At 63.4% G+C, this 25,896-nt stretch carries 20 protein-coding genes and 1 tRNA gene; 9 read left to right on the top strand and 12 right to left on the bottom strand.

The annotated features are described in order from the left end of the window. Position 1: 1 nt before the first annotated feature. From AC1DSJ_RS22490 to AC1DSJ_RS22455, 8 genes are all read right to left on the bottom strand, one after another. Positions 2-2,308, bottom strand: coding sequence for a DUF2235 domain-containing protein (locus tag AC1DSJ_RS22490; RefSeq protein ID WP_441370501.1), 2,307 nt, complete (start codon positions 2,306-2,308; stop codon positions 2-4). Further along, on the bottom strand, positions 2,298-3,080 hold the full coding sequence (locus tag AC1DSJ_RS22485; protein WP_441370500.1) for a hypothetical protein: 783 nt from the start codon (positions 3,078-3,080) through the stop codon (positions 2,298-2,300). Before AC1DSJ_RS22485 ends, AC1DSJ_RS22490 begins: the two co-directional genes overlap by 11 nt. A 217-nt stretch (positions 3,081-3,297) precedes the next feature. Continuing rightward, positions 3,298-4,080 (bottom strand): hypothetical protein, encoded by a 783-nt coding sequence (locus tag AC1DSJ_RS22480; RefSeq protein ID WP_441370499.1) that lies wholly within the window; start codon positions 4,078-4,080, stop codon positions 3,298-3,300. After that, positions 4,065-4,475, bottom strand: a complete 411-nt coding sequence (locus tag AC1DSJ_RS22475) for a hypothetical protein (RefSeq protein ID WP_441370498.1) — start codon at positions 4,473-4,475, stop codon at positions 4,065-4,067. The genes AC1DSJ_RS22480 and AC1DSJ_RS22475 overlap by 16 nt, the downstream gene beginning before the upstream one ends. Continuing rightward, positions 4,468-5,289: a hypothetical protein gene (locus AC1DSJ_RS22470; protein WP_245636227.1), complete on the bottom strand. Its 822-nt coding sequence runs from the start codon at positions 5,287-5,289 to the stop codon at positions 4,468-4,470. Before AC1DSJ_RS22470 ends, AC1DSJ_RS22475 begins: the two co-directional genes overlap by 8 nt. A gap of 86 nt (positions 5,290-5,375) precedes the next feature. Then, a complete protein-coding gene (locus AC1DSJ_RS22465; RefSeq protein WP_441370497.1) occupies positions 5,376-6,350 on the bottom strand; it encodes a DUF4123 domain-containing protein in 975 nt (324 codons plus the stop codon). Positions 6,351-6,355: 5 nt separating this feature from the next. Continuing rightward, positions 6,356-9,343 carry a type VI secretion system Vgr family protein gene (locus tag AC1DSJ_RS22460; protein ID WP_441370495.1) on the bottom strand — a complete coding sequence of 996 codons (2,988 nt, stop codon included), beginning with the start codon at positions 9,341-9,343 and terminating at the stop codon, positions 6,356-6,358. 57 nt (positions 9,344-9,400) lie between these two features. Beyond that, a complete protein-coding gene (locus AC1DSJ_RS22455; protein ID WP_441370494.1) occupies positions 9,401-10,318 on the bottom strand; it encodes a hypothetical protein in 918 nt (305 codons plus the stop codon). Between the two features lie 225 nt (positions 10,319-10,543). Between AC1DSJ_RS22455 and AC1DSJ_RS22450 the strand changes: the two genes are divergently transcribed. The 5 genes from AC1DSJ_RS22450 (at position 10,544) to AC1DSJ_RS22430 (ending at position 18,420) form a co-directional block, all read left to right on the top strand. Next, entirely contained in the window at positions 10,544-11,395 is an 852-nt protein-coding gene (locus AC1DSJ_RS22450; protein WP_054420519.1) for a M15 family metallopeptidase, read from the top strand. A gap of 57 nt (positions 11,396-11,452) precedes the next feature. Next, entirely contained in the window at positions 11,453-12,811 is a 1,359-nt protein-coding gene (locus AC1DSJ_RS22445; RefSeq protein WP_441370493.1) for a hypothetical protein, read from the top strand. Between the two features lie 64 nt (positions 12,812-12,875). After that, positions 12,876-16,643, top strand: coding sequence for a type VI secretion system membrane subunit TssM (gene tssM / locus AC1DSJ_RS22440; protein ID WP_342066854.1), 3,768 nt, complete (start codon positions 12,876-12,878; stop codon positions 16,641-16,643). Further along, the gene (tagF, locus tag AC1DSJ_RS22435) at positions 16,640-17,623 is read left to right on the top strand and encodes a type VI secretion system-associated protein TagF (RefSeq protein ID WP_175170729.1); all 984 of its coding nucleotides are present in this window, start codon (positions 16,640-16,642) and stop codon (positions 17,621-17,623) included. The genes tssM and tagF overlap by 4 nt, the downstream gene beginning before the upstream one ends. Before the next feature lie 2 nt (positions 17,624-17,625). Further along, positions 17,626-18,420, top strand: coding sequence for an OmpA family protein (locus tag AC1DSJ_RS22430; RefSeq protein WP_054420516.1), 795 nt, complete (start codon positions 17,626-17,628; stop codon positions 18,418-18,420). A 101-nt stretch (positions 18,421-18,521) separates the two neighbouring features. On the opposite strand, the gene tssA is transcribed toward AC1DSJ_RS22430, so the two are convergent. Further along, the gene (gene tssA, locus AC1DSJ_RS22425; RefSeq protein ID WP_346552253.1) at positions 18,522-19,643 is read right to left on the bottom strand and encodes a type VI secretion system protein TssA; all 1,122 of its coding nucleotides are present in this window, start codon (positions 19,641-19,643) and stop codon (positions 18,522-18,524) included. A gap of 130 nt (positions 19,644-19,773) precedes the next feature. On the opposite strand from tssA, the gene AC1DSJ_RS22420 reads away from it, so the two are divergent. Continuing rightward, positions 19,774-20,028: a hypothetical protein gene (locus tag AC1DSJ_RS22420; protein WP_054420514.1), complete on the top strand. Its 255-nt coding sequence runs from the start codon at positions 19,774-19,776 to the stop codon at positions 20,026-20,028. 17 nt (positions 20,029-20,045) lie between these two features. Continuing rightward, positions 20,046-20,315, top strand: coding sequence for a PAAR domain-containing protein (locus AC1DSJ_RS22415; RefSeq protein ID WP_054420513.1), 270 nt, complete (start codon positions 20,046-20,048; stop codon positions 20,313-20,315). An 84-nt stretch (positions 20,316-20,399) separates the two neighbouring features. Here AC1DSJ_RS22415 and AC1DSJ_RS22410 read toward each other — a convergent pair. Then, positions 20,400-20,475 (bottom strand) — tRNA-Lys (locus tag AC1DSJ_RS22410). A gap of 153 nt (positions 20,476-20,628) precedes the next feature. Beyond that, the gene (locus AC1DSJ_RS22405) at positions 20,629-21,375 is read right to left on the bottom strand and encodes a 3-oxoacyl-ACP reductase family protein (RefSeq protein ID WP_346552254.1); all 747 of its coding nucleotides are present in this window, start codon (positions 21,373-21,375) and stop codon (positions 20,629-20,631) included. Between the two features lie 116 nt (positions 21,376-21,491). On the opposite strand from AC1DSJ_RS22405, the gene AC1DSJ_RS22400 reads away from it, so the two are divergent. Together AC1DSJ_RS22400 and AC1DSJ_RS22395 are read left to right on the top strand one after the other, a co-directional pair. Further along, a complete protein-coding gene (locus tag AC1DSJ_RS22400; RefSeq protein WP_346552255.1) occupies positions 21,492-22,166 on the top strand; it encodes a TetR/AcrR family transcriptional regulator in 675 nt (224 codons plus the stop codon). An 11-nt stretch (positions 22,167-22,177) separates the two neighbouring features. Then, complete coding sequence (locus AC1DSJ_RS22395) at positions 22,178-23,773, top strand: diguanylate cyclase (protein ID WP_441370492.1); 1,596 nt, start codon at positions 22,178-22,180, stop codon at positions 23,771-23,773. A gap of 13 nt (positions 23,774-23,786) precedes the next feature. Here the strand turns inward: AC1DSJ_RS22395 and AC1DSJ_RS22390 are convergent, their stop codons facing one another. Beyond that, positions 23,787-25,871, bottom strand: coding sequence for an AsmA family protein (locus AC1DSJ_RS22390; RefSeq protein WP_054420498.1), 2,085 nt, complete (start codon positions 25,869-25,871; stop codon positions 23,787-23,789). Between the last annotated feature and the right edge of the window lie 25 nt (positions 25,872-25,896).

Genomic DNA, 25,896 nt, shown 5'->3' with positions numbered 1-25,896 from the left:
GTCAAGGCCGGGTGGGTGTCATTTGTTGCATGTTCTGCTCTGATCTTGTCGCCAGAGCTTCCACCTTCTCCGCGTTGCGCATGTCCTTGGCACGTTGGTCCATTTCCGCCTTCGCATCGGTCTTGGCAAATATGTCTTTGTCGCGTACGCGGAAGTACATCGTGGTGCTGGCCAACAGGTGATCGGGCCAACTGCTCAACATGGCGTCGTGCACCAGCCAGTCGAACAAAGTCATGACCTTGGGTGGCAACTGCGTTTTTCCGTCGCGCGCATCGCGCCAGGCGGTCAGCAGGCGCTTTTGCATGGCGCGTTCTGCCTTCATGTCGGCCAGCGGGTCGGGGGCCTTCTGTGCGCTCTGGGCGTCGCCCGGCTTTGCCCCATTGCGCATGGCTTCGTTGGCATCCCGTTCTCGATCCCACATTTCAATCGTGCGAAGAATCTGCGGGTTATTCTTTTCCAAATCCAGACGACGCTGCTCGGTGTCGGCATCCCGCTGCTCGGCCTTTTCAAGGCTTTTGTATTCCTCTTCCAGACGATCCCAGAGTGGCTTGAATCGTTGCGGTGGCGCTTCGCCCCGGCTCGCCATGGCGCGCTCGCGGCGTTCTTTCGCAAGGGCTTGGAGTTCGCGATGCCGCGCGGTAGTTTCGGGCTTGGCAAGCTCTTCCCGCGACAGCGTCGACAAGCGCCGCGCCTCCTCCTGGGCCTCTTGCTCGGGAGTCATGTAATCGCGGTCTTTGAGCCATGCTTCGGCGGGGTCTGAAAGACCGGCGCGAAACACCGGGTCCTGATACCGCACCGCCAGCCAGCGCAAGAAGATTTCCATGTGCGGAGCGAAATCGCAACCGGGCTCGTACTTGACGAGTTCGCGGTAGGCCGCGACGAGTTCCGGGACGTGGTAGCTCTGGCCTTCGTCTTCGATGGGGATGGCGAGGCTAAGCAATGTATAAATAGCCGGGTCCCGGCGCATCATGCTTTCCATACTTTGCATCGCCGCACCGTGCGACAGCGCAAGGTTCATCATCTCCCGTAATGGCAAGCGGGATAAGGACGCTCGGGTGCCTAGGGAGCCCAGCGGAGCTACTCCCGTAACGTCACCGCTTGAGCCTGGATACAGATACTGCAAGCCACGAGTCTTTTCCAGAGAATCCAGTCGCTGATTGCGTCGAAGTTCGTGCGCCGCTGCGAAATGTACGGCCTTCTCGACCGCCGCGGGTACGGTCAGGGTGCGGTCCTTATGCGTTTGCTTAAGCAGATCGGTAAACGGCAAAAAACCCAGAAAAGTGCTCTCGTCCATGATTGATGCAACGGAGTCAAACAACCCTAAGAATCGGATACGTATCTTTGCATCGGGCGAGCCATCCTTACCGATGATTGCCAAGTCTTGATCGTGGCGACGCTTGTACTTCTTGACGATATCGTTGACGAACTGCTTCGCGATTACGCCGCCGCGATCCGCGCCAAATACTGTTATCTCGATACGAACAACCTTCTCTGTGCCCGCGTTCGACGCTTCATAGGCTTGCTCGAACTGGCGCTTGGCCGCCTCCAAGCGTGTGTCAACGCCCGTTCCCATCAATTCGGCAACGGCAGCGTTGTCGCGCACGACCGGAACACCTTCCATGATCGTGGCTTTGACGGCGCCCTTCGCCGCCGTCCAAGCGACTTTCAGCGGGTTCTTCTTGAAATTCGCCCAAGATTCGCGAAGGGTAGCGCGCGCCCGATCACCGATCCGCTCTGGATCCATGGCATTCCAGATTCTTACGGTCTTCTCGGGCAGGGTTTTGACATCATTAACGACGTCCTTGAATACCTTCACCATGGGTTGGAAGGAACCATCTTTGACAGACTGCTGGGTTGCCTTTTTTACGCGGCCCATACCGTCGACATTGGGTACTTCATCAAGACGAGTAATGTTCTTCGCGGCATCCTGCGCACTGGCGACTGCCTTGTCGGCCATTTTTCCGCCAGCGATCTTAAGCGCGCTGACAACGATATTGGCCTTGGCGCTCTCGTTCAGGTCGATGCCAATGCCTGAGTAGTAGAGCGCGTACCAGCGTTGCTTGCTTGGCATATCCGTGGCGTCTTCCCTGAAGTGCGCCATCCATAACCTGCTCACGTTCGATAGGAACGTTGGATCATTCTTGTCGAGATCCTTGTTACGGCCGAAACCATCAAAGAAAAACCCTATGCGCAGGGTGACACCACATTCAGTACACGAGTCTTTTGGATAGGCGGCCTCGTTTTCCGCCATGGCTTTCAAAATCGAGGCGGGCGTTCTGTCCTGTTCAGGAATCCGATCACTGGACATTCTTCTCTCCAGGCTGTTTACCGGATGCCCTGATACGTGCGATTTTCTCTTCTGACAGGGCTGCGACAGCGCGACCAAAGTCACCAGGTTTCCGGCCGGGGTCTTTCAATATGGCCGCCATCTCCGCATTCTTGTCGAAATCGGAAGCCACGATGAAGTAGAGATACATATAGCCTCTCATGTCTTCGGCATCTTCGATGCGATACCGCATCCAAGCCTGCTTCGTTACCTTTGAAAGAACATCGTTCAACTGATCAGAGTGCTCATATCCGACCAGCTCATTGCGATACTTCCTGTACAACCAGCGAGTGGTCTCGACGATGGGGATCCTTACTTGCCCCGACATCTGGCGACTCAAAGCAAGCTCCATATGCTCATCGGGATAGATATGCAGTTCCAGGATTAGCGTGCCATCGCCGGCGGGCACCGCCGTAGCTGGAAAATGCACCGACGTTTCCTTCTTGAATTTCACCTCATCAAATTTTCCGTCGAACAGATGTTTGCGAAGTAGATCGGGGTCGCCCCCACTCCATTTCACGGTGAAGTCAGTGCCCTTGAAGGAGGAGCAGCAGGAGAAACTTCCCGCTCCCCCTCCCGGAATGAGCGTGCTGGAACTGGCCACATTCCCCGAAGCGTCACTAAGGCTAACCGGCTCCAAGTTCCAAGGCGTGTAGTTGTACGTAACGAAACTGACGCCGGAGTATGTAGGCTCGCCATTGCAGCCCGCCAACAGGCCCAGCCATATCAGTACGCCGATCAACCCTTTACGCATTCGTGACTCCCTTGGTATCCCGCGCCCTACCGCTCCGCGGCCGCGACGTTTTGTTCATCTTCACTTCTGACATGCTTATCTCCCGTCGCCGCATCCGATGCCACCAGGCCTTGCCCCTACGCATCACGCCCCACGCCACATAGTCCAACGTGTCCTTGTCGCTCTTCAACCCATGCCCCCCGCGCGCGGTCCGGTTGCGCTTGCACACGAGACTTGATCACTGGACATTCTTTTCTCCGGGAGGCTTCCCAGACGCCTTGATCCGCGCGATTTTCACTTCGGACAAGGCGGCTACCGCGCGACCAAAGTCGCCGGGCTTTCGGTTGGGATCTTTCAGAATTCTCGCGACCTCGACGTTCTTGTCAAAATCGGAAGCCACGATGAAGTAGAGATACATATAGCCCCGCATGTCTTCGGCGTCTTCGATGCGATATCGCATCCAAGCTTGCTTCGTGATCTTTGCAAGAACATTTTTCAACTCAGTGGCGTGCTCATATCCCACCAGCTCAGTACGGTATTTTCCGTACAACCAACGAGTGGTTTCAACGATAGGAATCCTGACTTGCCCCGTCAGATTTCGGCTCAATGCAAGCTCCATATGTTCATCCGGATAGATGTGCAATTCCAGGATTAGCGTGCCATCGCCTTCGGGAATCTTCGTATCAGGGAAATGCACCGCAGTTTCCTTCTCGAACATCATCTCGTCGAATTTGTCGTCGAACAGATGTTTACGCAGCAAAACAGGGTCGCCCCCGCTCCATTTCACTATGAAGTCAGTCCCCCTAAACGTGTAGCAGCAAGAGACGCTTCCCGCCCCCCCGCCAGCTACGAGGGTGCTAGAACTTGCCACATTCCCCGACGCATCACTAAGGCGAACCGGCGCCAAGTTCCAAGGCGTGTAGTTGTACGTAATGAAACTGACGCCTGAGTAAGTAGGCTCGCCATTGCAGCCCGCCAACAGGCCCAGCCATATCAGTACGCCGATCAACCCTTTACGCATTCGTGACTCACTTGGCATCCCGCGCCATACCGCCCCGCGCCCAATGCAACGCCTGCAGTAGAAAGAGCCGCCACGAAAGTGTCGGCCTTCGCCTCTTCGTTGAGTTCAACCCCGAGACCGGAATAATAGAGGCGAAGCCAATACTGCTTGCTGGGCCGATCCGCATCGCATTCTGAATAGTGGGCCATCCATAGCCTACTCACGTTGGATAGAATCGTAGGATTGGCCTGATCCAAGTTCTTATTTCGCCCAAATCCATCAAAGAAAAATCCAATCCGCAACGTCAGCCCACATTCGAGACGCGTATCCTTGGGGTCCGCCGCCTCGTTCTGAGCCATGGCCTTCAGCACGGCGGCTGGCGTGCGATCCTGCTCGGGGAAGTCTAGGTCAGACATTTTTATCCCCCGGAGGAGTACCTCGGGATTTCATCTGTTCGATCTTTTCTGCAGGCATCGCCGCGACAGCACGACCGAAGTCACCGGGCCTTCTATTTGCATCATGCAGAATTGCCGCAACTTCGGCGTCTTGGTCAAAATTCGAGGCAACGATGAAATAAAGATACATGTAGCCTCGCAAGTCTTCTGCGGTCTCAATTCGATAACTCGTCCACGCCTGCTTTGTCACCTTAGCAAGCACGTATCGTAATTCGTGAATACTCCTGTAATTCCTCAACTCATCTTTGTGATTTTTATATAGCCAACGCGTAGTTTCAACAATCGGAATTCTCACTTGCCCGAATAGGAGGCGGCTCACGGCCAACTCCATATGTTCGTCCGGATAGATATGCAATTCCAAAATTACCGGTGCGTCGCCAGGAGGAATTTTTGCTGCGGGTAAATGTACTTTTGTTTCCTTGCTAAATATCACTTCATCAAACTTTCCATCGTACATATGCTTTCGCATGAGATCGGCGTCTCCACCCCGCCACTTCACGATGAAGTCTGTACCGGCTAACGTGTAGCAGCACGAAATACTGCCCTCTCCTCCGCCCGAAGGGACCATACCCGTCCCCGCCACGCCACCGGACGCATCAATGATCTGGACGAGCTCCAAATCCCACGGCGTGTAGTTATAGGTAACTACGCTGACACCCCTATAAGTAGGCTCGCCATTGCACCCGGCCAGCAGCCCTAGCCAAACCAGCACGCCGATCAACCCTTTACGCATTCGTGAGCCCATGATGTCCGCCCCAAGCAGCCACGCAGCCACGACGTTTTGCTTATCTTCAACTCAGACATACTTCTCTCCCGTCGCCGCTGCTGATGCCAACAGACTGGGCCTCCCTCGGATCTGTACTACGCATCACGCCCACGCGCCCAATGCAACGCCTGCACCTCATCCCACACCGCATCCGGCACGCTCGCCAGCGCCTTCGCCAGCGCGCCGTCAGCATCCGGCCGATATCCCCGCAATCCCTCACGGATCAACGGATGCTCATCAAAACCAGGTGAAATCGACACGCCCCACGCCACATAGTCAAACGTGTCCTTGTCGCCCTTCACTCCATGCGCCCGCGCGCGTTCCAGCTGCGCTTGCACGCGAGGCACCAGCGCATCCTGATCCGGGTCGCCGGGCAGCAGTCCGGGATACAGGCGGCGTAGTTGCACCGCGAGCTTGTCCGGGTAGTCCAGATCAAACAGCATCTGGTGCTGCTCGGGCGTGAAGCGTTGGATGCCGTCGGGCGGGTCTGCGGGCAGCCTGCCCGTGCCGGACACGTCCGCCTGCGTCCCATCGCGCAGCGCGTAGCGCAAGGTGATTAGCGGCGAGGCGAAGCGCGTGCGCTGCTCGGCGGTCCAGACTTGCAGGGCGCGCGCCAGGATGCGGGCGTCGTACCAGTGCAGGAAGAACTCGCTGGCGTCGGGCAAGGCGTAGTCGCAAAACCTTCCGAAGTGCGCGATGAGTTTTTCCAGTGGCACGGCGGACGCGAAGCTCATCATTGCGTATCGGCCGCCATTGCGTTCATGCAGAGCGTTCAACACGCGCACAAGCGACGTACTGAAATCAGCCCGGCGCGGCCCGCGCAGCACGCCTTGCGATGCGCCGTCCACTTCGATCAGCAGGGGCGCCACGTCGCCGTAGATGTCCAGGCCGGTCTGCGCCCAGATCGAGCCAAAGCTCAGGTCTTCAGTGGCGGTGATGCGCGCCAGCAGATCGGGGTGGCCACGAAAGTCAACGATCACATAGGCGCGCGCGGCTTCGCCGTAGGGGCCGCGGTGTTGCGGCAGTTCAGCCATCGTGGAAAGCAGCGCCTGCTGCCAGGAATAAACCATCGCCATCACGCCTTGTCAGTGATCGACTGCACGCTGTCCTGGGCGTCCAGAATGCAGGTCTTGCACACGGTGAATTGCGGAAACGGATACGGCATTTGCGTCGGGCCGGCGAATTGCTTGTTGCCGGTCTTGACGTCGATGCGGCCCGGCGCCGTGACGGTGATGTTGCCGCCTTCGATGACGATGCTGGCGCCCGCTGCGTTGGCGATGCGGATGCGTTTGGGCGACGCGTATTCGATGCCGGCGTTGGCGCTGATCATGCGCAGGTCTTGCTGGGCCTGTACCGTCAGCACATCGTGTTGCGAGATCACGTCGACTTCGCCGGTGCCGGCGATCAGGTCCAGGCCCGACTCGGCGCCGCCCTGCTGCACGCCGGCCACGATGCCCAGCGCCTGGCCGGTGTGCACGCGCAACGAGCCGATGACGGCCAGGTTGTGGTCTTGTCCCGACGACCAATGCACCAGCTCGCCGGCCGTGATTTGCACGTTGCGCCCGGCGGCTTGCGTGAGCCCGGCGCGGCCCGCCATCAGCACCAGCGGATCGGTCAGGTGCGGCACTTTGCCGTCGGCCACTTCCGTGTGCTTGGCCGAGGCATCGCCCGATGCGACGCCGAGGGCGTCGCCGGCGACGGTGCCGGAGACGGCGTGCGTCATTGCGGCCAGCGGCGCACGTTCACCGTCCAGCCGGCTGGCGCCTGCGGACGTCGTGCCGCGGGCCGAGGCCAGCCGCACGCCCTGGTGCGCGCCGACCACGCCGTCGAATGACTGCGCCATGATGTCGGCCTGCCCCGCCAAGGCCAGCGGCGCTGCGGCATCGCCGGCAGGCTCGCTGCCGCCCGCCGTGTAGGTGGTCAGCAGGACACCGCCGCCGCCGCGCAACGCGCCGAAGCCGTCGGTGCGCAATTCCGCGCCCACGCCGCGCACGTTGCCGCGATAGTTACCCGCTTGGTGTATCAGATGGCCCAGGTTCAGCTCGCTGGCAGACTGCGTGGACTTGATCTGCATGCGCAGCTGGCCGTCGCTGTCGTCGAACACGATCTGGTTGTAGCCGTCGCCGCCGAACTCCTTGCTCTTGAAGCCGCTTAGCGCGGCTGCATTGCGATGCTGCTCGTCGCCGCCCGCCGCGCCGTGCCAGGCTGGCGCGTTGCCGCTGGCAAGGTTGGCTTGTGCGCTGGGCTTGCCATCGCTGGCCGCGGCATAGACCTCGGTGTTCATCGGTTCGCCGGATTTTCCGCCGGGGGTGGACGGAATGCCGCCTTCGCCGCGTCCGTTGTATAGGGCACCTACGACAAGCGGCTGGTCGATGTCTTCATCCAGGAATCGCACCAGTACTTCCTGGCCGATACGCGGCACAAAGCTCATGCCCATGCCCGCGCCCGCCTGGCGTTGCGCCACGCGCGCCCAGCGGCTTTTGGCCAGACCGTCGCCGTCGGCTTGCCAATGAAAGCGCACGCGTACATCGCCGCGCGCGTTGCGGTAGATTTCGTCTTCGCCGCTGGCTTCGGTGGCGCCTTCGGCGTTCGTCACGATGGCAGTGTGGACGCCCACCGCCGATGGCGCGCCGGCAAGCCTGGCGCCGCGCGCGGTGGGCGGCATGGCGCGCCAAGGGCGGTCGCAACGCACCGCGCGAAAGCGGTTGGCGTAGCCCACTTCGTGCGCACGCGCCAGCACGGCGGCTTCGGGGCGGCCGACGCCAATGTCGCCGTCGTCGCGTTGTCCGTTGTGTTGCCCGTCGTGCTGTCCGCTGCGATGTCCGTTGTGTTGCCCGTCGTGCTGTCCGCTGCGATGTCCGTTGCGTTGCCCGTCGTGCTGTCCGTGATATTCATCCTCGTCACCCGCCGCCGACTCGTCGTCTTCAAAACACAGAAAGTCGTCCAACGCGCCCAGCTTGTTGGCCAGGTTGGCGTCGGCCTGACCGGGCAGGTTGTTCACACCCGCATGCTCCACGCGGTCTAACGCAAACACCGGTTCAAAACCCGATTCCCCTGACGGCCCCAACGGCGACATGTCTTGCAGCGTGAAGCGCGTGCCGGATCGGAACGTCCGCACATTGCCGCGCCCCAAGAATGTCTCGGCGCTTGCCTGCACGGCTTCCATCAGCAAAGTGGCCTGGAACTGCGCGTGCGCCTGATTCAGCAGCCCGCCGTGGCCCAGAGGTTCAAACCATTCCAGGCCCGCGCTCTCGTCGTCGGCGCCGCTGGCGGGGCCGGCCAGCGCTTGTCCGGTGATGGCGTGTTTGCCGCTGTCGTGCCAGGCCAGCACGGTGACGCGTTCGACGCCTCGGCGCTGCCTGCGCGCCAGGGCCTGCACGCCGTCGCGCGATTCCGTTGCATGCGCGCGCTGAAAGCGCACACCCGCGCCGGCGGACTCAGCGTCTTCAGCCAAGCTGCGGCTGTCGGCAAAGATCAGTACGGCGTGGCGCGCCGGAGCAGCATCGTCTTCGACGGTGGTCCAGCCCAGGCCAGATTCCGCGAGCAGGCGCGACAGGAAGGCGTAATCGGTTTCGCGGTACTGCGTGGTGTACGACCGCGCGGGCAGATCGGCCAGATGGCGCTCGACCTCGGCGGCGATCTTGTAGGTGTAGCCCTCGTAGCTATCCAGCACGTGGCGCACGATTTCAAGGACGGGCTGATTTTCATAGATGCGGCTGTCGCGCCGTTGTGTGGCCAGCCACAGCCACGGCGCCAACGTCACGCGGTAGCGCGCTTTGCCCGCATTGCCGCCCAGCATCTCGGCCGCTCGCACGACACCGCTGCGGCCGGTCTCGCTGCCATCGGCGCGCGTGGTCCACAACGTAGCGGGGCGCGACACCATGTCATTCAGGTCCAGCGCCGCGTCGTCGGCCAGCGCCACGACGCGCATCTCGGCCAGCGCTGACAGGCCTTCGCGCGCGACCCAGCCTTCAACTTGCAGGGACGCCATCGCGCCCTCGCCGTCAAGCCGGTAGAGACGGGAGTTGGCGCTGGCGCTGCCGTTGCTTGCGTTCACAGCCATGGAGCAAAAACCTCGTGGGGGACGTTAGCGATACCGGCCCGATACGGACGGCAAATTTCAGGGTTCGACGTTGGCCTGCGGGGTGGGGCATTCGGGCGCGGTGCCCCATTGCCCTGCGCACACGCGCAGGCGGCATTGTTCGCCTTCGATAAAGCTGAGCTTGCGGCATTCCTTCAAGCGCTCGGACAGCGGCGAGCCGGGCATCTCGCGCATGAAAACGCCTTCCGACTTATACACACGCGTGCCCGGCGGCGATGCGGGCGGCAAGCCATAGTTCATCAACGCGGACAACAGCGCGGCGTCGGTATCAGAGGGCTTGGCAGTCTTGCGCGGCGGCGTGCTGGCGGGCTTCGCGGCGCGCGGTGCATTGGCGTGCTGCGCGCGTTGCTCGGCAGCCTGGCGCGTGGGACCGGGAGCTGCGGCAGGCGAACCTGCGGCAGGCGATCCTGCGGCGGGCGACCCTGCGGCGGGCGATCCCGCGGCGGGCGATCCCGCGGCAGGCGGTGTCGTCATCGCCAGCATGGATAGCGGATTGGTGGGTTCGTTTTGCGGCTCAGGTTCACCACGGCCCACGCCTGCATCGCGCGCGGGCGGCGCTTCGTCAATGATGGCGGCCACGTCGGGCGGCCTATCCATGGGCTTGATGGCAAGCTCGCCCGATGGCGAAGACGGGCTCGGCATTGACGCCTGCGGCAACGAGGCGACGGGGTTGGAAGCGGATGCCACGGCAGGCGCCGGAGCCTGCGCCACCATCGGCGCGGCCCCGTCCTCATGAATGATCCAGCTGATGCCGCCCGCCATCAGCGCCAGCAATACCGCCAGCGCCACCCAACGCCGCGCGCGGCCCTCGCGCGGCGTCGCAAGATGTTTGACTTCGGCTTCCGGCGCGCGCCCTTCAAGCGCGGCAAGAATTCGCGACGACTCGGCCTCGCCGCGCGCGGGTGCTGAAGCGCTGAGCAAACTCGGCGCGGTCATCGTAGGGCGAGCTTCTTTTTTCTCTTCTGCCATGCGGGTTCCCGTGTCAGCAGGAGGCGTGTGCAGCCCCCCTGTAACCAAGCTCGACGAGAATACCCGATAGGCCTATTTTGAACATTGCTCCTTGTTACGATTCCTAAGGGTCGGACGCTGTTTGCAACGCCGGATCACTTGCCTCATGCGCGAATAGAACAAAAGATTACGCCTTCACATGAGGGACCTAACTTGTTGCTGCTACTGCCCCTGTATTTTTTACTGGCGGTGGGCGTCTCCGCTCTCCTGTTTTTTCCGGCGCTGCGCCAAGGTGCAGTCCGGAGTTTGCGCGCGTGCGTACAGGGCGTAGCACGGGGCGCAACGCGTAGCGCGAGCCATGCCGGAGGCGCGGTTGGCGGCACAGCGGGCGCAGTCAAAGATGGCATGAATGCGTCGATGGAGTGGGTGGGAAGGTATCGCTGGCAGGTCGCGATTGGGCTGACAGTTGTATTGCTTCCGTCACTTTTCGCTTTCGTCATGCGACACAATCACACATTCGTTTACAGCACTCAAACGGCCGGTCCAGACCGCCGAATTCAGGCGTTACTGGAGGGTGAACGGCTCGCTGCACCGCCTGCATTGCCCCCCGAAGCGTTCACCACGCGCGAGGTGGAATTGGTGCGTCCGAAGCTTGGTGGCGCAAGCCGCAACTGGGATCTGTTCGATGCGGATTTCCGTCAGCGTCTGCTGCTTGCGTATCGCATCATGCGTGAACAGCATGGCTATGAAATGGCGCTGATCGAAGGCTATCGCAGCCCCGAGCGGCAGGAAGAACTGGCGGGCATGGGCACGCATGTGACGAATGCCGGCGCGTTCCAGAGCTATCACCAATATGGGTTGGCGGCTGACAGCGCGTTCTATCGCGACGGCAAGATCGTCATCTCTGAAAAAGACCCCTGGGCCATGCGTGGCTACGAACTGTTCGGCGAAACCGCGGAACTGGTCGGCCTGACATGGGGCGGGCGCTGGAAGATGATGGACTTCGGCCACGTCGAGCTGCGCCGGCCCGGCGTCATGCAGCGTGCGCGCGAGGCCGCGAAATGAGGGCGCCGTGGTTGATTGCCCTGCCCTCTGTCACGAAACCCCTTTGATCAGGCACACATGGCTCGCGTACTGAAAAAAGGTCTGTTGATTCTGGCGCTGTTCGCAGTGGTGTGGCTGGCCGTCATTATCTGGTGGCAGGAATCCCGCACGCTGCCCACGGGCGTCGACATCGGGCTCTATTTATTTGCGCTGCCGCTGGCGATGCTTGCCGCGCTGTGGCTGGGCGTGCGCGCCGTGCGGGCCGCACGCGCACCGAAGCCCGAACCGGCCGCAGCGCCGCAAGCCGCGGCCGAAGCGCCTGCGCGTGCCGTGGAACTGCGCGTCATCGCCGTGGCCGCGCGCGCCTCGGCGGGTGACGATGCCGCGTCGATCTCGCAAGCACTGGCCGAACAGAAGCGCCCTGAGCTCGACCCGGAACTGAAAACGCAGCAAGGCTTTCCGGTGTTTGCCGGGCGCGTGCCGGGCCTGGACGATATGGCGCTGTACGCGACCGCGCAAGAACGTGGCGCGCCGCCTGACGCATTGGCCATCGCCGCATTGCGCGTGACGGCACTGTTGACCGATATCGCCAGCACGCTGACTCGGGAAGCGCATCGCCACGTCACCGAACTGGACGTGCCCGCCCGCGATGAAGACTGGCCCTTGCTGCGCTTCGAACTCTTGCTGCCGGCAGATTGGCCCGAAGCCGCGCGCCAGCGTGTACGCACCGAAGTGTTGGCCGCCGCGCGCGTCTGGCCGGACGCGCGCGTCAGCGCCACCGAACATCTGGCGCGCGACGCCATGGCCGCAGACCTGCTGTTGCGCGAACTGGCGTCCGCGCCCGACGCCCCCGACGCCCCGCCGCCGTGGCGGGTGGTGCTGGCGGGCGACGGCTATGTCGACGCCGAACGTGTCGCGCAATGGGATGCCGAGGCCACCCTGCTCACCCACGCCAATCCGCACGGCCGCGTGCCGGGCGAAGCCGCCGCCGGCCTGTTGCTGGGGCCTGCCGATGCCGACGCAGAGGTGCGCGTGGCGCTGTCGCCCGTGCTGCGTCGGCAGAAGCCCGCCGATGCGCGCGGCGCGCAGGCCGAAGCCGCGTTCTCTGACCTGGCTCGCGATCTGCTCGAACGCGCGAACGTCACGGCTGACAGCGTGATCCAGATTGTCAGCGAAGCCGATCATCGCGGCAGCCGCCCGCTGGAACCGCTGGGCGTGGCCTCGCAGCTGTTCGCCCATATGGACGCCGCCAAAGATTGCCAGTCTGTCGCCGCAACCTGTGGCCACACCGGCGCGGCGGCGTCGCTGCTGACGCTGGCCGTAGCCGCGGACGCCTGCGTGCAGTTCGATCAAGCCGTGCTCGCTTTAACCCTGCAAGACCCCGCATTGCGCTGCGCGGCGCTGGTCTCCCGACCCGCCGCCCGCGCTACCGCCTGACCCTAAAACAACAGCGAAAACCATGCGTAGCCCATCAGGATTCCTTTCTCGATTTTCCAGCGCCATGAGCGATGTCCGCTATTGGGGCGCGCGCGTGTTCGCCAACCCGCGCACCTTCATGGTCATCGGACTGATCGCGTTGATCGTGTTCCTGTTCCTCTTTGCCGACACGATGCAAATTGCCTTCGTCTGGGCTGGGGTGTTGCTGGGCGTGCTGCTGGTGCTGTGGCTCTGCGTACAGCTGTGGCGCCGCCGCCGCACGCGGCGCGCGAATCAGAAGCTGGGCGACATGCTTGAGCAGCAGGTGCAAACGGGCGCTGCCGCCAGCCCCGCCGCCAACCGCAGCGAAATCGATGCGCTGCGCACGCGGTTGACGCAAGCCGTGCGCACGATCAAGACGTCCAAGATTGGTCAGACCTCGGGCAACGAGGCGCTGTATGAGCTGCCCTGGTACATCGTCATCGGCAACCCGGCGGCCGGCAAAAGCAGCGCGGTCATCAATTCCGGTTTGCAGTTTCCGTTTGCGGACAAGAACGGCGCGGCGGTGCGCGGCGTGGGCGGCACGCGCAACTGCGATTGGTTCTTCACCACCGAAGGCATTCTGCTGGACACGGCGGGCCGCTACTCCGTTCACGAAGAAGACCGCAACGAGTGGATGAGCTTTCTGGATCTGCTCAAGCGCCATCGCCCCAAGGCGCCGATCAACGGCATCATCGTTGCCGCCAGCATCAGCGAGCTGACTGACTCCGGCCCCGAGTTCGCCATCAACCTGGCCAAGAACCTGCGCCAGCGCGTGCAGGAACTGACCGACCGGCTGGAAGTGTTTGCGCCGGTGTATGTGATTTTCACGAAGGCGGATTTGATTGCCGGCTTCTCGGAATTCTTTGCCGATGCCGATGCGCGCGAACGCGACCGCGTGTGGGGCGCCACGCTGCCCTATGGCGCCGACGAAAGCCGCGATGTGCTGACGCTGTTCGACGATCGTTTCGACGAGCTGTATGAAGGCCTGAAGGAAATGGGCACCGCGCAGATTTCGCTGCGCCGCAGCGGCGCCCTGCCCCCGGGTCTGTTGACCTTCCCGCTGGAATTCGCAGGCATCAAACCCGCGCTGCGCACCTTCCTGTCGACGCTGTTTGAGACCAACCCATTCCAGTACAAGCCGGTGTTCCGCGGCTTCTACTTCACCAGCGCCTTGCAGGAAGGCGCATCGCGCAGCACCTCTACCGAGAAGCTGGCCGAGCGTTTCACCTTGCGCCCGGCCTCGCATGAAGCGGCGCGCAGCGTCACGTCGCACAACGGTTTCTTCCTGCGCGATCTGTTTTCCAGCGTGATCTTTGCGGACAAGAAACTGGTGCGCCAGCACGCCAGCCCGAACAAGGTGCGCATGCGCTACCTGACGTTCTTCGGGCTGGTGCTGGCATTGGGCCTGGTGTTGGGCGGCTGGAGCTGGTCGTACCTGGGCAACCGGCAGCTTGCCACCAATGTGCAGGCGGACCTGGACAAGGTCGTGCGCCTGCAAAGCGAGCGCACTGACTTGCAGAGCCGTCTGGAAGCGATGGAGATTCTGCAAGACCGCATCGAACAGCTGGACCGTTATTCCGCCAGCCGGCCGCTGTCGCTGGGCCTGGGGCTGTATCAAGGCGACGTGTTGAAGCAGCGCCTGCTGGCCGAGTACTACAACGGCCTGCGCCAGTTCATGCTGGTGCCGGTGAAAGCCAGCCTGGAAGATTATCTGGGCCGCGTCGATGTCTCGCAGGCCGCCGCTTCCGGCACGCGGCCCACGGCGCCGCCGCCGCAGGCGCAGCCCGTGCGCGCCAATGCGGGCGACACGCTGTTCCAGGACGCCTCGCCCACCAACGTTGACGACGCCTACAACGCGTTGAAGACGTACCTGATGATGGCGAATCGCGAACACGTGGACCCCACCCATCTGTCGGACCAGATCACCCGCTTCTGGCGCGGCTGGCTGGAAACCAACCGGGGCGCGATGCCGCGCGATCAACTCATCCGCAGCGCCGAACGGCTGATCTCGTTCTATGTGGCGCGCGCGGCCGATGCCGATTGGCCGCAGATTGAAACCAACCTGGCCATGGTCGAACGCACGCGTGGCAACCTGCGCAGCGTGATGCAAGGCATGCCGGCGCGCGAACGCGCCTACGCCACGCTGAAGGCGCGCGCCGCCACGCGCTTCCCGGCCATGACGGTGGCGCGCATCATGGGCGAAGCCGACGCGGCCGTGGTGGCCGGCAGCTACGCCGTGCCCGGCACCTTCACCCGAGAAGCCTGGGAGCAATACATCGAGCCCGCCATCGGCGAAGCGGCGCGCCGCGAAGTGCAGACCAGCGATTGGGTGCTGGGCGTGAACGCGCGCGACGACCTCACGCTGGAAGGCAGCCCGGAGCAGATTCAGAAGAGTCTGGCCACGATGTACAAGACCGAGTACGCGCAGGAATGGCAGAAGATGCTGCGCGGGGTCACGATCAAACCGTTCACCAGTTTTGATCAAGCGGTGCACGGCATGAACCGCCTGGGCGACCCGCAGAATTCGCCGCTGGTGAAGCTGATCAACACCACGTATGAACAAACGTCGTGGGATAACCCGTCGTTGATCAACACGGGCATTTCGCAGGCGCAGACGGGCGTGGTGGCGTGGTTCAAGCGCGTGATCTTGCGCCAGGGCCAGCCCAAGCCCACCGAAGTGGCGCCGGGCGGTGAGCAGATCCCGATGGGGCCGGTGGGCCGCGAGTTCTCTGACGTGGCGCGCTTGGTCGTCACGCGCGAGAACCAGTCGCTGATGGGCAACTACATGAACGCCCTGTCGAAGATCCGCACGCGGTTCAACCTGATCAACAACCAGGGCGACCCCGGCCCCGGCGCGCTGCTGCTGATGCGCCAGACGCTGGAAGGCAAGGACTCGGAACTGGCCGACGCGCTGAAACTCGTCGACGAGCAAATGCTGGCGGGCCTGACGCCCGCGCAGCGCGAGACGTTGCGCCCGCTGCTGGTGCGCCCGCTGATTCAGGGCTACGCCGTGGCCATGCAACCGGCGCAGACCGAGCTGAACAAGGTCTGGAACGCGCAGGTCTATCAGCCGTTCACGCAAGGGCTGGCCGACAAGTATCCGTTCTCGACCAAGGCCGGTATCGAAGCCAGCGGCGAAGAAATCGGACAAGTCTTCGGCCCGCAAGGCAGCATCGCCAAGTACGTCAACGACACGCTGGGCCCGCTGACCGTGCGCCGTGGCGACATCCTGACGGCACGCACCTGGGGCGACATGGGCATTGATTTGCAGCCGTCGTTTACCGCGAACTTCGCGCAGTGGGTTGCACCGCTTGCCGGTGGCGCGGCGGGCTCGGGCGCGGCCAGCCAGCCCCAGACGTTGTTCCAGATTCAGCCCAAGCCGGCAAGCGGCGTCACGGAATACACCATCGAGATCGACGGCCAGCAACTGCGCTACCGCAACACGCCGCCGCAATGGGTGAACTTTGTGTGGCCCAACGCGCAGGGCGCACCGGGCGCGCGCATTACGGCCACCGCCTTTGATGGCACCGTGGTCGAGATCGTCAACGAACCCGGCCGCTTTGGCCTGGAACGTTTGATCTCGGGCTCGCAACGCAAGCCCAACCCGGATGGCAGTTTCGAGATGAGCTGGGCGAAGTCGAACATCACCGTGCCCGTCAAGCTACGCATCATCAGCAACGCGCAAGCGGCCAGCGCCGGCGGCACCGAGCCGGGCAGCCAAGGCCTGCGCAATCTGCGCCTTCCCGCTTCGGTGGCGGGCGCGTCCCCTCAACCCTCCGTCGCCCCGACGCCTGCCGGAGCGCAGCAATGAGCAACCCGCAGTCTCCCATGTTCCGTACGGCCTACTTCGGCAAGATTCCGTCCCGTGGCGACTTCGTCAAAAACACCTCGCATCCGCAGCTGATGGCGACGCTGGATGCGTGGGTGGCCAACACCATGGAGGTGCTGGCGCAGGACCCGCACTGGAAGACGCTGTACGACGAGGCGCAGCCCGTTCCCTTTGCGGTACTGGGCTCGCGCGGCAAACTGGCCATTGCCGGCCATTTGCAGCCCAGCCGGGATCAGTCCGGACGGCGCTTTCCGTTCATCACCGCAACGTCCGTTGAAGTGGCCCGCCCGCTGGATTTCATTGCGCGCAGCCCGCTGGCGTTCAGCCGCATGTGGAACCGCATGGGCAGCGCCGCCGCGCAACTGATGCATGACGGCGACCCCGCCCCCGCGCTGCAAACGCTGAACGACCTGGAAGGCGAAATCCGTACCGCCGCCGATGATGGTTTCGACGCCTTCATCGACTTGCAGACGATTGAACGCGTCGAAGCCATGCTGCGTGGCAACGGCCATGCAGCCAGCATGCATGACATCGTGCTGGCGCTGGGCATTCTGCTTGCGCCCGTGATGTCCAGCGGCTCGTCGCAGCTGGACACGGGCCTGGCCCTGCCGCTGCCGGATGATCCGCTCTATATCAATCTGGTCGCAAGCTATTGGATGACGCTGATCGCGCCGTTCCTTACGCGCGCGGATTTCGAGATCGCCCTGTTCATCGGGCAGATCGCCGGCAAGCACCGGCTGGTGGTGGGCTTTCGTGGCGCATCGCCGCAGACGCTGGCCACATTGCTGTCCACGCCGCAGACCTTGTCGCAGCACTACATCGTGCTGGAAGACGCGCCGTGGGTGCGTGACCACGTCAGCGCCAGCCATGGCCTGGCCAAGCTGTCGAGCTATCTGGATCAACCGCGGCTCTCTTTGCGCCAGGCGCTGGAGACGTTTCGCGAAGTCTTTATCGGAGCCTAGGCATGCGCACGCTTACTCTCGTCCTGGCCGCCGCCCTGTCGTGCGCGGCCCACGCGCAGGATGCCGCCACGGTGGTCCCCGCCAACGTCATCCCGCAACCCGGGCAGGTCGTCGCCAGCGGCGCCGTGCCAGATGAAGCCACCAAGGCCGACGTGCTGGCGCGCCTGCAAAAAGTCTATGGCGTGGGCAATGTGATCGACCGCATCGATGTGGGTGGCGTGGTCGCCCCGCCGAACTGGTCGCAACACGTAGGCAAGCTGCTGGACAGCCCGCTCAAGCAGATCAACCGCGGCCAGCTGGAAATAGACGGCACGCAGATCCGGCTGCGCGGAGAAGTCGACAACGAAGCCTCGCGCCAGCAGATTGCCAGCACGTTTGCAACCTCGCTCAACCCCACCTACAAGATCGTCAATGGCTTGCGCGTGTCGGCGGGCAAGGACGAGCAGGACGTGCTGGACAACCTGCTGAGCAACCGCGTCGTGGAGTTTGAAACCGGCAGCACGCGCCTGACCGCGCGCGGCCGCGAACTGCTGGACCGCGTGGCCGACGCGGTGCCAAAGCTGCGCGCCGACAAAATCCAGATCATCGGCCACACCGACAGCTCGGGCAGCCGCAGCACCAACCTGGCGCTGAGCCAGGCGCGCGCGGACGCGGTGCGGGATTATCTGGTGGACAAGGGCTTGCCGGTATCGCGGTTTGAAGCCATGGGCGCCGGCCCCGATCAGCCGGTCGCGACGAACGCTACGGCGGAAGGACGAGCGAAGAACCGCCGTATTGAGTTTCGCGCGGCGCGATAAGCGGAGCGGGGCCTGGGCCATTGGGTTGGGCCCCGCGTCAGGCCGGATCGCGTGGGCAGGGGTGCGTAGGCCGTGCCACGCCAGCCCCGCCATGTCGCGCGTCAGTTGTTTTCGCCGGCCTTCTTGATGCCCAGCAATTCTTCCAGGCCCGACAGCGTCTCGTCGTTCTTGACCACCGTGCGCAGCCACAGGTGCAGGGACATTTCACCCCAGCTTGCGGCCTTGTCGGCCAGATAGGCGACCGGGCTGTGCGGCTCGGTGCGGCGGAAGAAGTCCGCCACATCGCGCAACTGCGCCAACGCCTGTTCGCGCGTTTGGATCGGACCGCGCACGGCGGGCGTCACGGCCACATGCGCCGGCGTGTCGGCGGCAGAGAAATGATCGGCAGCGGGCAAGGTAGGCTCCACTCGAACGGGAACGGCAGGCGTCGCGGCCGCCTGCGCGGGCGCCAGATCGGCGCGTACCAGCAAACCGGCATCCCGCGCGAAACGATGCACGAGTTCGGTCACATTGCGCAGCGACTCACGCACGCGTGAGAACGCGGGGCTTTCATCGCCCAAGCGTTCGTCCAGCGTGCGTTCCAGTTGCGCCAGCGCCTGCGCGCAGCCTTCCAGCTGGGTATCCAGTTCGGAATAAAACGACGGCGGGGTATCCCGGCGCGCCGCATCAAAACGATCCAGCGTGAGCTTGCCGCGCGTCAGTTCATTGGCATTGTCGGGCGTGCGCTTGACCGCGTTCGCGAGCTGGCTCGCGGCCTCCCATAGCACCGCGCCATAGCGCGCGCCATCCGCCTGCGTCAGCGGAATCTCGCCTATCAGTTGCTGCGACCGCGACAGCAGCCACGCCAGATTGCCCACGCGCTGCTGCACGTCGCCATCTTCGGGCACCGGGTGCAGCCCATCCCAATAATCGCGGCACAGGCCATCAATCAGCAGATAACCATCACGCAGCCCCGCAAAGCCGCGCGTCTTGGCCCAGGCTTCCGCCAGCCACGATGCAATCCGGATGTCTTTGCTGCGCTCGCGCAGTACGGTGGAGCAGATGCGCGCCACCTCGGGCCAGTCGGCCTCTTTCAGATCAATGACCCAATCGCCCTGATCGAGCTGAGGATCGTCATGCCGGCGCGCCTCGCGAATGGCGTCGAACTCGGGCGAAAACACCAGGTCGACGCCGCAGGGCGCATCGCCGGGTATCGGTTGCAACAAGGCGTTGATGTCTGTCATAGGCGCAGGTCTGTAGTAGGCGCAAATCATCCCACAACTGCTTACGTATAACGTTCAAAGATGACACGTCCTATTACAAGGCGCATCACGATGCTTCGCTATGATTTGCGCTCCTACCGAAGGAGCATTCATGACGACGAAATCGATCCGTATGTTGCCCGACGGGCACTTCATCTCTGGCACGCCACGCCGCGCGCCGGACGGCACTTACGTCGGTGGAGACGGCCCCATCACCCGCGCGCCAGATGGCACCTACGTGGCCGGCACGCCCCAGCGCGCCCCCGACGGCACGTACAAAGGCAGCGGCGGCCCGGTGCGCATGGCGCCCGACGGCACGTTCGTGGTTGGCCCCGCCCGGCTCGCGCCGGACGGCACGTATCTGTAAACAAATATCTCGCGCCCATGTCCCAACGCTCCGTCATCCGCAAGGGCGACAAGACGTCGCACGGCGGCGTCGTCGTGACCGGCGATGAAACCGTCGTCATCTTCGGCCAACCCATGGCCCGCGTCGGCGACCGCGTCACCTGCCCCAAATGCGGCGACACCCACACCATCGTCGAAGGCGTGCAAAACGTCAGCTCAGACCGCAAGACCGCGCTTGAAGGCATGCGAACGTCATGCGGGGCGACACTGATCGCCAGCCAGAATTTTTATCAGTTGGAATATGGTTGATGGCGTTGGGCTTTTACTGACGACCCAAAGTTACTGACGACACAAAGCAAAACGCCACCCGATTGGGTGGCGTCTTGAGAATTCTGGTGGGCTGTGAGTGGCTCGAACACTCGACCTACGGATTAAGAGTCCGCTGCTCTACCAACTGAGCTAACAGCCCTGCAATCCACTCATTTCAATCCGCTTGAACCACCGACGTTGCCGTCGTTGTTGTCTGCGTTTCGTTATGTGTGTAGTGCGAAGAAGCAAGATTATATGTAGGTTTTTTGGTTTGTGCAAGTCGGGTGCGAAAAAACTTTTACCGGGGTCGCAATCAGGCCGCGTAGCCCCCGTCTACCGACAGGCTCGCGCCCGTGACATAGCGGCCGTCTGGGCCGGCCAGGAAGGCGACCATGCCTGCGATGTCGCGGGTTTCGCCATAGTGCGGCAAGGACAGCACGGCCACGAGTTCGCCGGCGCGGTCGCCGTCTGCGGGATTCATGTCGGTGTTGATCGGGCCGGGATGCACCACGTTGACCGTGATGCCGCGTGCGCCCAGGTCGCGCGCCAAGCCCTGCGTCAGGCCGACCAACGCGGACTTGCTGGCGGCGTAGAGCGCGACGCCTGCGCGCCCTGCCCGGCCGGCCAGGCAGCTGCCGATGTTGATGATGCGGCCGCCATCGGGCATGGACGCCTGCGCGGTGCGGATCGCGACGAAAGGCGCACGCACGTTGATGTCCATCGTGCGCTCGTAGTCATCCATGCTGGTGTCGCCGATCAGGCCGGCAACGAAAATGCCCGCGTTGTTGACCAGCACGTCCACCGGCCCCAAGGCCTCGATCGCTTGTTCCACTGCTTGCCGCACCGCCAGCGCATCTTCGGAATCCGCCTGGATGGCGCGCACGCGGCGGCCGTCTACGGATAGTTCGTTCACCAACGCCTGCGCGGTTGCCGCCGATGACGCGCTGACATAGGTGAACGCCACATCAGCGCCCTCGGCTGCCAGCCGCCGCACAATCGCCGCGCCAATGCCTCGGCTGCCGCCCGTCACGAACGCGACTTTTCCATTGAGATTGCCCATCGCCAATCCTTAATTTGTAGTGATCAGTACAAATATCATCGCAGCGGCAAATCTCATCCGTCAATCATTTTTTTATCGATCAACACAAAATAGCCGACACGAGTAAAATCACGGGCATGGCAGAACGTGGGCGTCCCCGGAACTTCGACCGGGCCCAGGCCTTGCACAAGGCCATGGAGGTTTTCTGGTCGAAGGGATATGAAGGAGCATCGCTAACCGATCTGACGGAAGCGATGGGTATCAACTCGCCCAGCCTCTACGGCGCATTCGGCTCAAAAGAAGGACTATTCCGCGAAGCGGTCGAGCTGTACCGCGACACCGAAGGCGGCTCGTCGCGCCGCGCGCTGCAAGCTGGCGCGACCGCACGCGACGGCATTCAAAACATGCTGCTGGCCGCCGCAGACCGTTTCACTGCCCCCGGCTTGCCGCCGGGCTGCATGATCGTGCTGGGCGCGCCGTCGGGCAGCGTCAACCAGGCGAGCGTGGGCGGCTTTCTTTGCGACAGCCGCCGCGAGATGCAAAGCCGCATCCTGGCCCGGCTGACCGCGGGCGTCGCGCAAGGCGAACTGCCTGCGGGGGCTGACTTGAAAAGCCTGGCGGCGTTCTTCACGACCGTGCTGCACGGCATGTCGATCCAAGCCCGTGACGGCGCCAGCCGCAAGACCTTGCAGGCGGTGGCGCGACAAGCCATGTGCGCCTGGGATGCACTGACCAGCAGCCGGCCGCCATCGGGCGTTCCGCCGGGCGGCGTTCCGTCGGGCGGCGCTCCGCCGGGCAGCGCCCGTTCCTGACGGATATCGTCATGTTCCGTATCGACCTTCGGCGCCTTATCCTGTGGATCAGCCTGCTGTCGGTCATCCTGGTCGTGGCGGGCGGCCTGCATGCCAGCTATCTGGTGCAGCGCGATCTGCTGCTGCACAACGCCCTTGAGGTCAACCGCGCCTACGCGTCCAAGCTGGCGACCACCACGAATGTGTTCCTGGGCGACGTGCTTCGCTATCTGTCTTACAGCGCCGATGTGCTGTCCGACATGGAAGCGCATCCGAGCCTGATGGCCGATGAGACACGGCGCCAGCAGGAACAGTTGGGGCATTTCAATTCCAGCGTGGTCGTGTCGCCGCAGGGCAAGGTGATTGCGGTGTCGTCGTCGTACCCCGAGCTGCTGGGGGCACAGCTGACGAGCGAGGCGTCGAAGGACGCGATCCGCACCAAGATGCCGATCATCAGCGAGCCCTTCAAGGCCAGCAATGGCCGCTGGCTGATTCTGTATTCGCACCCGATCTACTCGCACGATTACCGCTACCTGGGCTATATCGCCGGCACGCTGTATCTGCACGAAGACAATGTGCTGGACCGCCTGCTGGGCCAACATTTCTACCGCGACGATTCATTTTTGTACGTGGTGGACCGCAACGGCACACTGATCTATCACCCCGACCGCAGCCTGCTGGGCCAGACCGCCCCCGACGACGAGATATTCTCCGCCGCCCGCCGCGGCGAAACCGGAGAGAAGCGTTTCACGGACGAACATGGCCGCGACATGCTGGCGGGTTACGCGCCGGTGGCCAGCACCGGCTGGAGCATCATCGCGCAGCGCCCGGTGGACAGCACGCTGCAACCGCTGAGCGACCTGCTCATGGCCACGGCCCGCAATACGCTGCCGCTGCTGCTGCTGGCGGTGGCGTCGATCTGGCTGCTGTCGCGCTGGATTGCGCGGCCGCTGGGCGAACTGGCGGGCATTGCGCGGCACATGCAGGACCCGGATTCCGCGGAGCGCATCCGCAACGTGCGTTCCTGGTATTTCGAAGCGGCGCAGCTCAGACGCGGGCTGCTGATGGGGCTGGCGTCGATGCATCACAAGATTCGCGATCTGCGCCGCGAGACCACGACCGACACGCTGACCGGCCTGCTGAACCGGCGCGGCCTGGACGAAGCGCTGGCGCTCTTGCAGGCCGACGAAGCGCCAGTGGCGCTGCTCGTCATCGACATCGACCACTTCAAGAGCATCAACGACCGCTACGGCCACACGGCGGGCGACCACGCCTTGCAAGCGTTGGCGATGGTAATGAACGACAGCTCGCGCAGCGGCGACACGCTGGCTCGCGCGGGCGGTGAGGAATTTGTCATGCTGATGCCAGGCGTGCCGCTGGCCGCCGCCGTCACCGCCGCGGAACGCCTGCGCCAGCGACTGGCGGCACAAGATCCGCCTGGCGTGATTGGGTCACCCATTACCGTATCGGTCGGCGTGGCGCGCTATCCCGACCACGGCGCGACGCTGGACGCCGTGTACCAGCGTGCAGACCAGGCGCTCTACTACGCCAAGAATCACGGCCGCAACGCCGTCTGCGTGGCCGACAACGACACCCCAGACGGCGCGCGCCGGGCGTCGCCCGGCTGAAACTGAACGCCCCCTACTTGCCCTTCGCAGCCGGAGGCGCCGGCGCCTTGGGCGGTTTGCGCATCTGCTCAAGCAAGGGGCCGCACGCGTTCTCGTCGTTCGTGCTGGGCGCAATCAGCGCCAGCAAACCGGCAGCGGGCGTCAACAGCACACCCAACGCCACCGCCCCCGCCCCGCGCGCCGCCAGCGGCAGCACATGCACGCCCACGTCCGGCGAACCGAAGGTGCCGCGCACGTACAACGGCGAGCGCAGCGAAAAGATGCGAAAGCCCTTGCTGTCCGGCGTGATGTCCATGTCCACGGTTTCGTTCTTGAAGTCGGCCGTGCCGGTAATGGTGATCAGCGCGTTTTCGGTATCAAACACGAACACGCGCGGCGTCACCACGCCCTTCTTCATTTCCAGGTCGGCCGCACCGCAATTGATGTTGACCTCGTCGTCGCCAAACAGCTTGGACACCACGTAATTGCCCACATTCAGGCCCGCGATTTCCATCAGGCTGCGGCTGATGACGCCGTCGTTCACCAGCATCTTCACGTCGCCCGTGGCGGTGCCCAACAACGCGGCCACCGAATTGCCCGTGCCGCTGACGGCCAGGTCGCCGTTCAACTCGCCCAGCGTTTTCTGCATGGCTTCGGTTGCCGGGAACAGCTGCTTCAGGCGCAGGCGGCGGGCATGCAGATCCACCTGGCCGTTCATCGTCTCGGTGGCGCCGTCCAATTTGATAGTGCCGTTGATGTTGCCGCCCGCGATGCCGAAGCGGAACGGGTCCAGCGTCAGCTTGCCGTCTTGCAAGACCACATGCACGGACAAGTCGGACAAGGGCAGCTTGCTGTCGTGGATGATGCGGCCGGCATCGAGTGCAACGTCGGCGTCCATGTCGCGCCAGCGGTCGGTGCGGAAGGCCTGGGTCGGCAACACCTTGCCGCCCTTGGGTTTGGCCGGCGCGTCCTTGGACTTGTCGGCGGGCGCGGCCGCCGTGCCGCCTGCGGGCACACCGATCAGCGGCCCCAGGTCCACCATGCGCAGCTGTTTGGACGACAGCTTGCCCGTGAGCTTCGGGCGCGGTGCGCCCAGCGCGAACGTGATGTCGCCATGCAGATCGCTATTGCCGACTTTGCCGTTGAAGTCCTTGTATTCAAACACCGCGCCGCCGGGATGATGGAGTTTGGCGATCAGGTGGCCGTCCGTGGAATACGGCGGCGTGTCTGGCAAGGTCACACCTGTCAGCGGATACAGCTGCGCCATCGATGCGCCCGACAACTTCAGGCGCAGATCCAGCGCGCCCAGATTGACCGGGTCGGTCAAGGTGCCCGTCACTGCCGCACGCGTGCCGCCGATGGACACGTCGGCCTGCACGGGGAAAGGCTGGCTGGCGTCTTGCAAGGCCAGCATGCCGCCCACCTTGCCTTCGCCCTTGGTGGGCAGGCCCTTGAATTTGCCTTCCACATTCCAGCCGAACACGTAGTCGCGCGGCGCGGGCGCTTTGCCGTCTTGCGGCACGAAGGCGGCGCCGGCCACGTCCGCGAAAGGCACGGGTTTGCCCAGCGGGTCGACCAGCACGGTCAGGTCGGCCTTCAGGACTTCATCGACATAGCCCACGCGTCCCTTGTCGAAACCGATTTCGTTGATGTCCAGCACCCAGGGCGAAGGCTCGCCTGTCTCGGGCAGGGTGAAGACCCAATTGGCGCGGCCGTCGGCCAGCCGTTCGAGGTCGGCGGCAGGTTCGGTCAGCTGGATCTTTCGGATGACGACGCGCTGGCGCAATAGCGGCAGCGGCGCCAGGCTGAACTCGCCGCGCTTGAGCGTGGCGAAGTTCGGCGCTTTGGCCCACGGCGCATTGCCTACCGAGATATCGTTGGCGATGACGTGCGGCCATGGCACCCAGGCGCGCCATCCGCCTTCGGCCGGTTCGCGCTCCCACTTGACGCTCAAGTCGCCGTTGATGGCGAAGGGCCGGCCGATGGCGGCGCTGGCGCGCTCGTTGATCATGGGTTTTGCGCGGTTCCAATCAAAGGTGGCGATCACCACCCCTGCCACCAGCACGAGCAGCGCAAGCCCGCCTACAATCCCGATCGCTATTTTTCTTGTGCGCGTCATGGTTACTATCCTTGGCGTTGTGGCC

It is taken from the genome of Achromobacter sp. 01N37, from assembly GCF_056399725.1.
This window is presented reverse-complemented; position numbering and strand designations above follow the sequence as displayed.

What these genes read in the sequence shown, in the direction of transcription:
- AC1DSJ_RS22490 (WP_441370501.1), bottom strand. Translation starts at nt 2,308, where the DNA reads ATGTCCAGTGATCGGATTCCTGAACAGGACAGAACGCCCGCCTCGATT.
- AC1DSJ_RS22485 (WP_441370500.1), bottom strand. Translation starts at nt 3,080, where the DNA reads ATGCGTAAAGGGTTGATCGGCGTACTGATATGGCTGGGCCTGTTGGCG.
- AC1DSJ_RS22480 (WP_441370499.1), bottom strand. Translation starts at nt 4,080, where the DNA reads ATGCGTAAAGGGTTGATCGGCGTACTGATATGGCTGGGCCTGTTGGCG.
- AC1DSJ_RS22475 (WP_441370498.1), bottom strand. Translation starts at nt 4,475, where the DNA reads ATGTCTGACCTAGACTTCCCCGAGCAGGATCGCACGCCAGCCGCCGTG.
- AC1DSJ_RS22465 (WP_441370497.1), bottom strand. Translation starts at nt 6,350, where the DNA reads ATGGTTTATTCCTGGCAGCAGGCGCTGCTTTCCACGATGGCTGAACTG.
- AC1DSJ_RS22460 (WP_441370495.1), bottom strand. Translation starts at nt 9,343, where the DNA reads ATGGCTGTGAACGCAAGCAACGGCAGCGCCAGCGCCAACTCCCGTCTC.
- AC1DSJ_RS22455 (WP_441370494.1), bottom strand. Translation starts at nt 10,318, where the DNA reads ATGACCGCGCCGAGTTTGCTCAGCGCTTCAGCACCCGCGCGCGGCGAG.
- AC1DSJ_RS22445 (WP_441370493.1), top strand. Translation starts at nt 11,453, where the DNA reads ATGGCTCGCGTACTGAAAAAAGGTCTGTTGATTCTGGCGCTGTTCGCA.
- tssM (WP_342066854.1), top strand. Translation starts at nt 12,876, where the DNA reads ATGAGCGATGTCCGCTATTGGGGCGCGCGCGTGTTCGCCAACCCGCGC.
- tagF (WP_175170729.1), top strand. Translation starts at nt 16,640, where the DNA reads ATGAGCAACCCGCAGTCTCCCATGTTCCGTACGGCCTACTTCGGCAAG.
- AC1DSJ_RS22430 (WP_054420516.1), top strand. Translation starts at nt 17,626, where the DNA reads ATGCGCACGCTTACTCTCGTCCTGGCCGCCGCCCTGTCGTGCGCGGCC.
- tssA (WP_346552253.1), bottom strand. Translation starts at nt 19,643, where the DNA reads ATGACAGACATCAACGCCTTGTTGCAACCGATACCCGGCGATGCGCCC.
- AC1DSJ_RS22420 (WP_054420514.1), top strand. Translation starts at nt 19,774, where the DNA reads ATGACGACGAAATCGATCCGTATGTTGCCCGACGGGCACTTCATCTCT.
- AC1DSJ_RS22415 (WP_054420513.1), top strand. Translation starts at nt 20,046, where the DNA reads ATGTCCCAACGCTCCGTCATCCGCAAGGGCGACAAGACGTCGCACGGC.
- AC1DSJ_RS22405 (WP_346552254.1), bottom strand. Translation starts at nt 21,375, where the DNA reads ATGGGCAATCTCAATGGAAAAGTCGCGTTCGTGACGGGCGGCAGCCGA.
- AC1DSJ_RS22400 (WP_346552255.1), top strand. Translation starts at nt 21,492, where the DNA reads ATGGCAGAACGTGGGCGTCCCCGGAACTTCGACCGGGCCCAGGCCTTG.
- AC1DSJ_RS22395 (WP_441370492.1), top strand. Translation starts at nt 22,178, where the DNA reads ATGTTCCGTATCGACCTTCGGCGCCTTATCCTGTGGATCAGCCTGCTG.
- AC1DSJ_RS22390 (WP_054420498.1), bottom strand. Translation starts at nt 25,871, where the DNA reads ATGACGCGCACAAGAAAAATAGCGATCGGGATTGTAGGCGGGCTTGCG.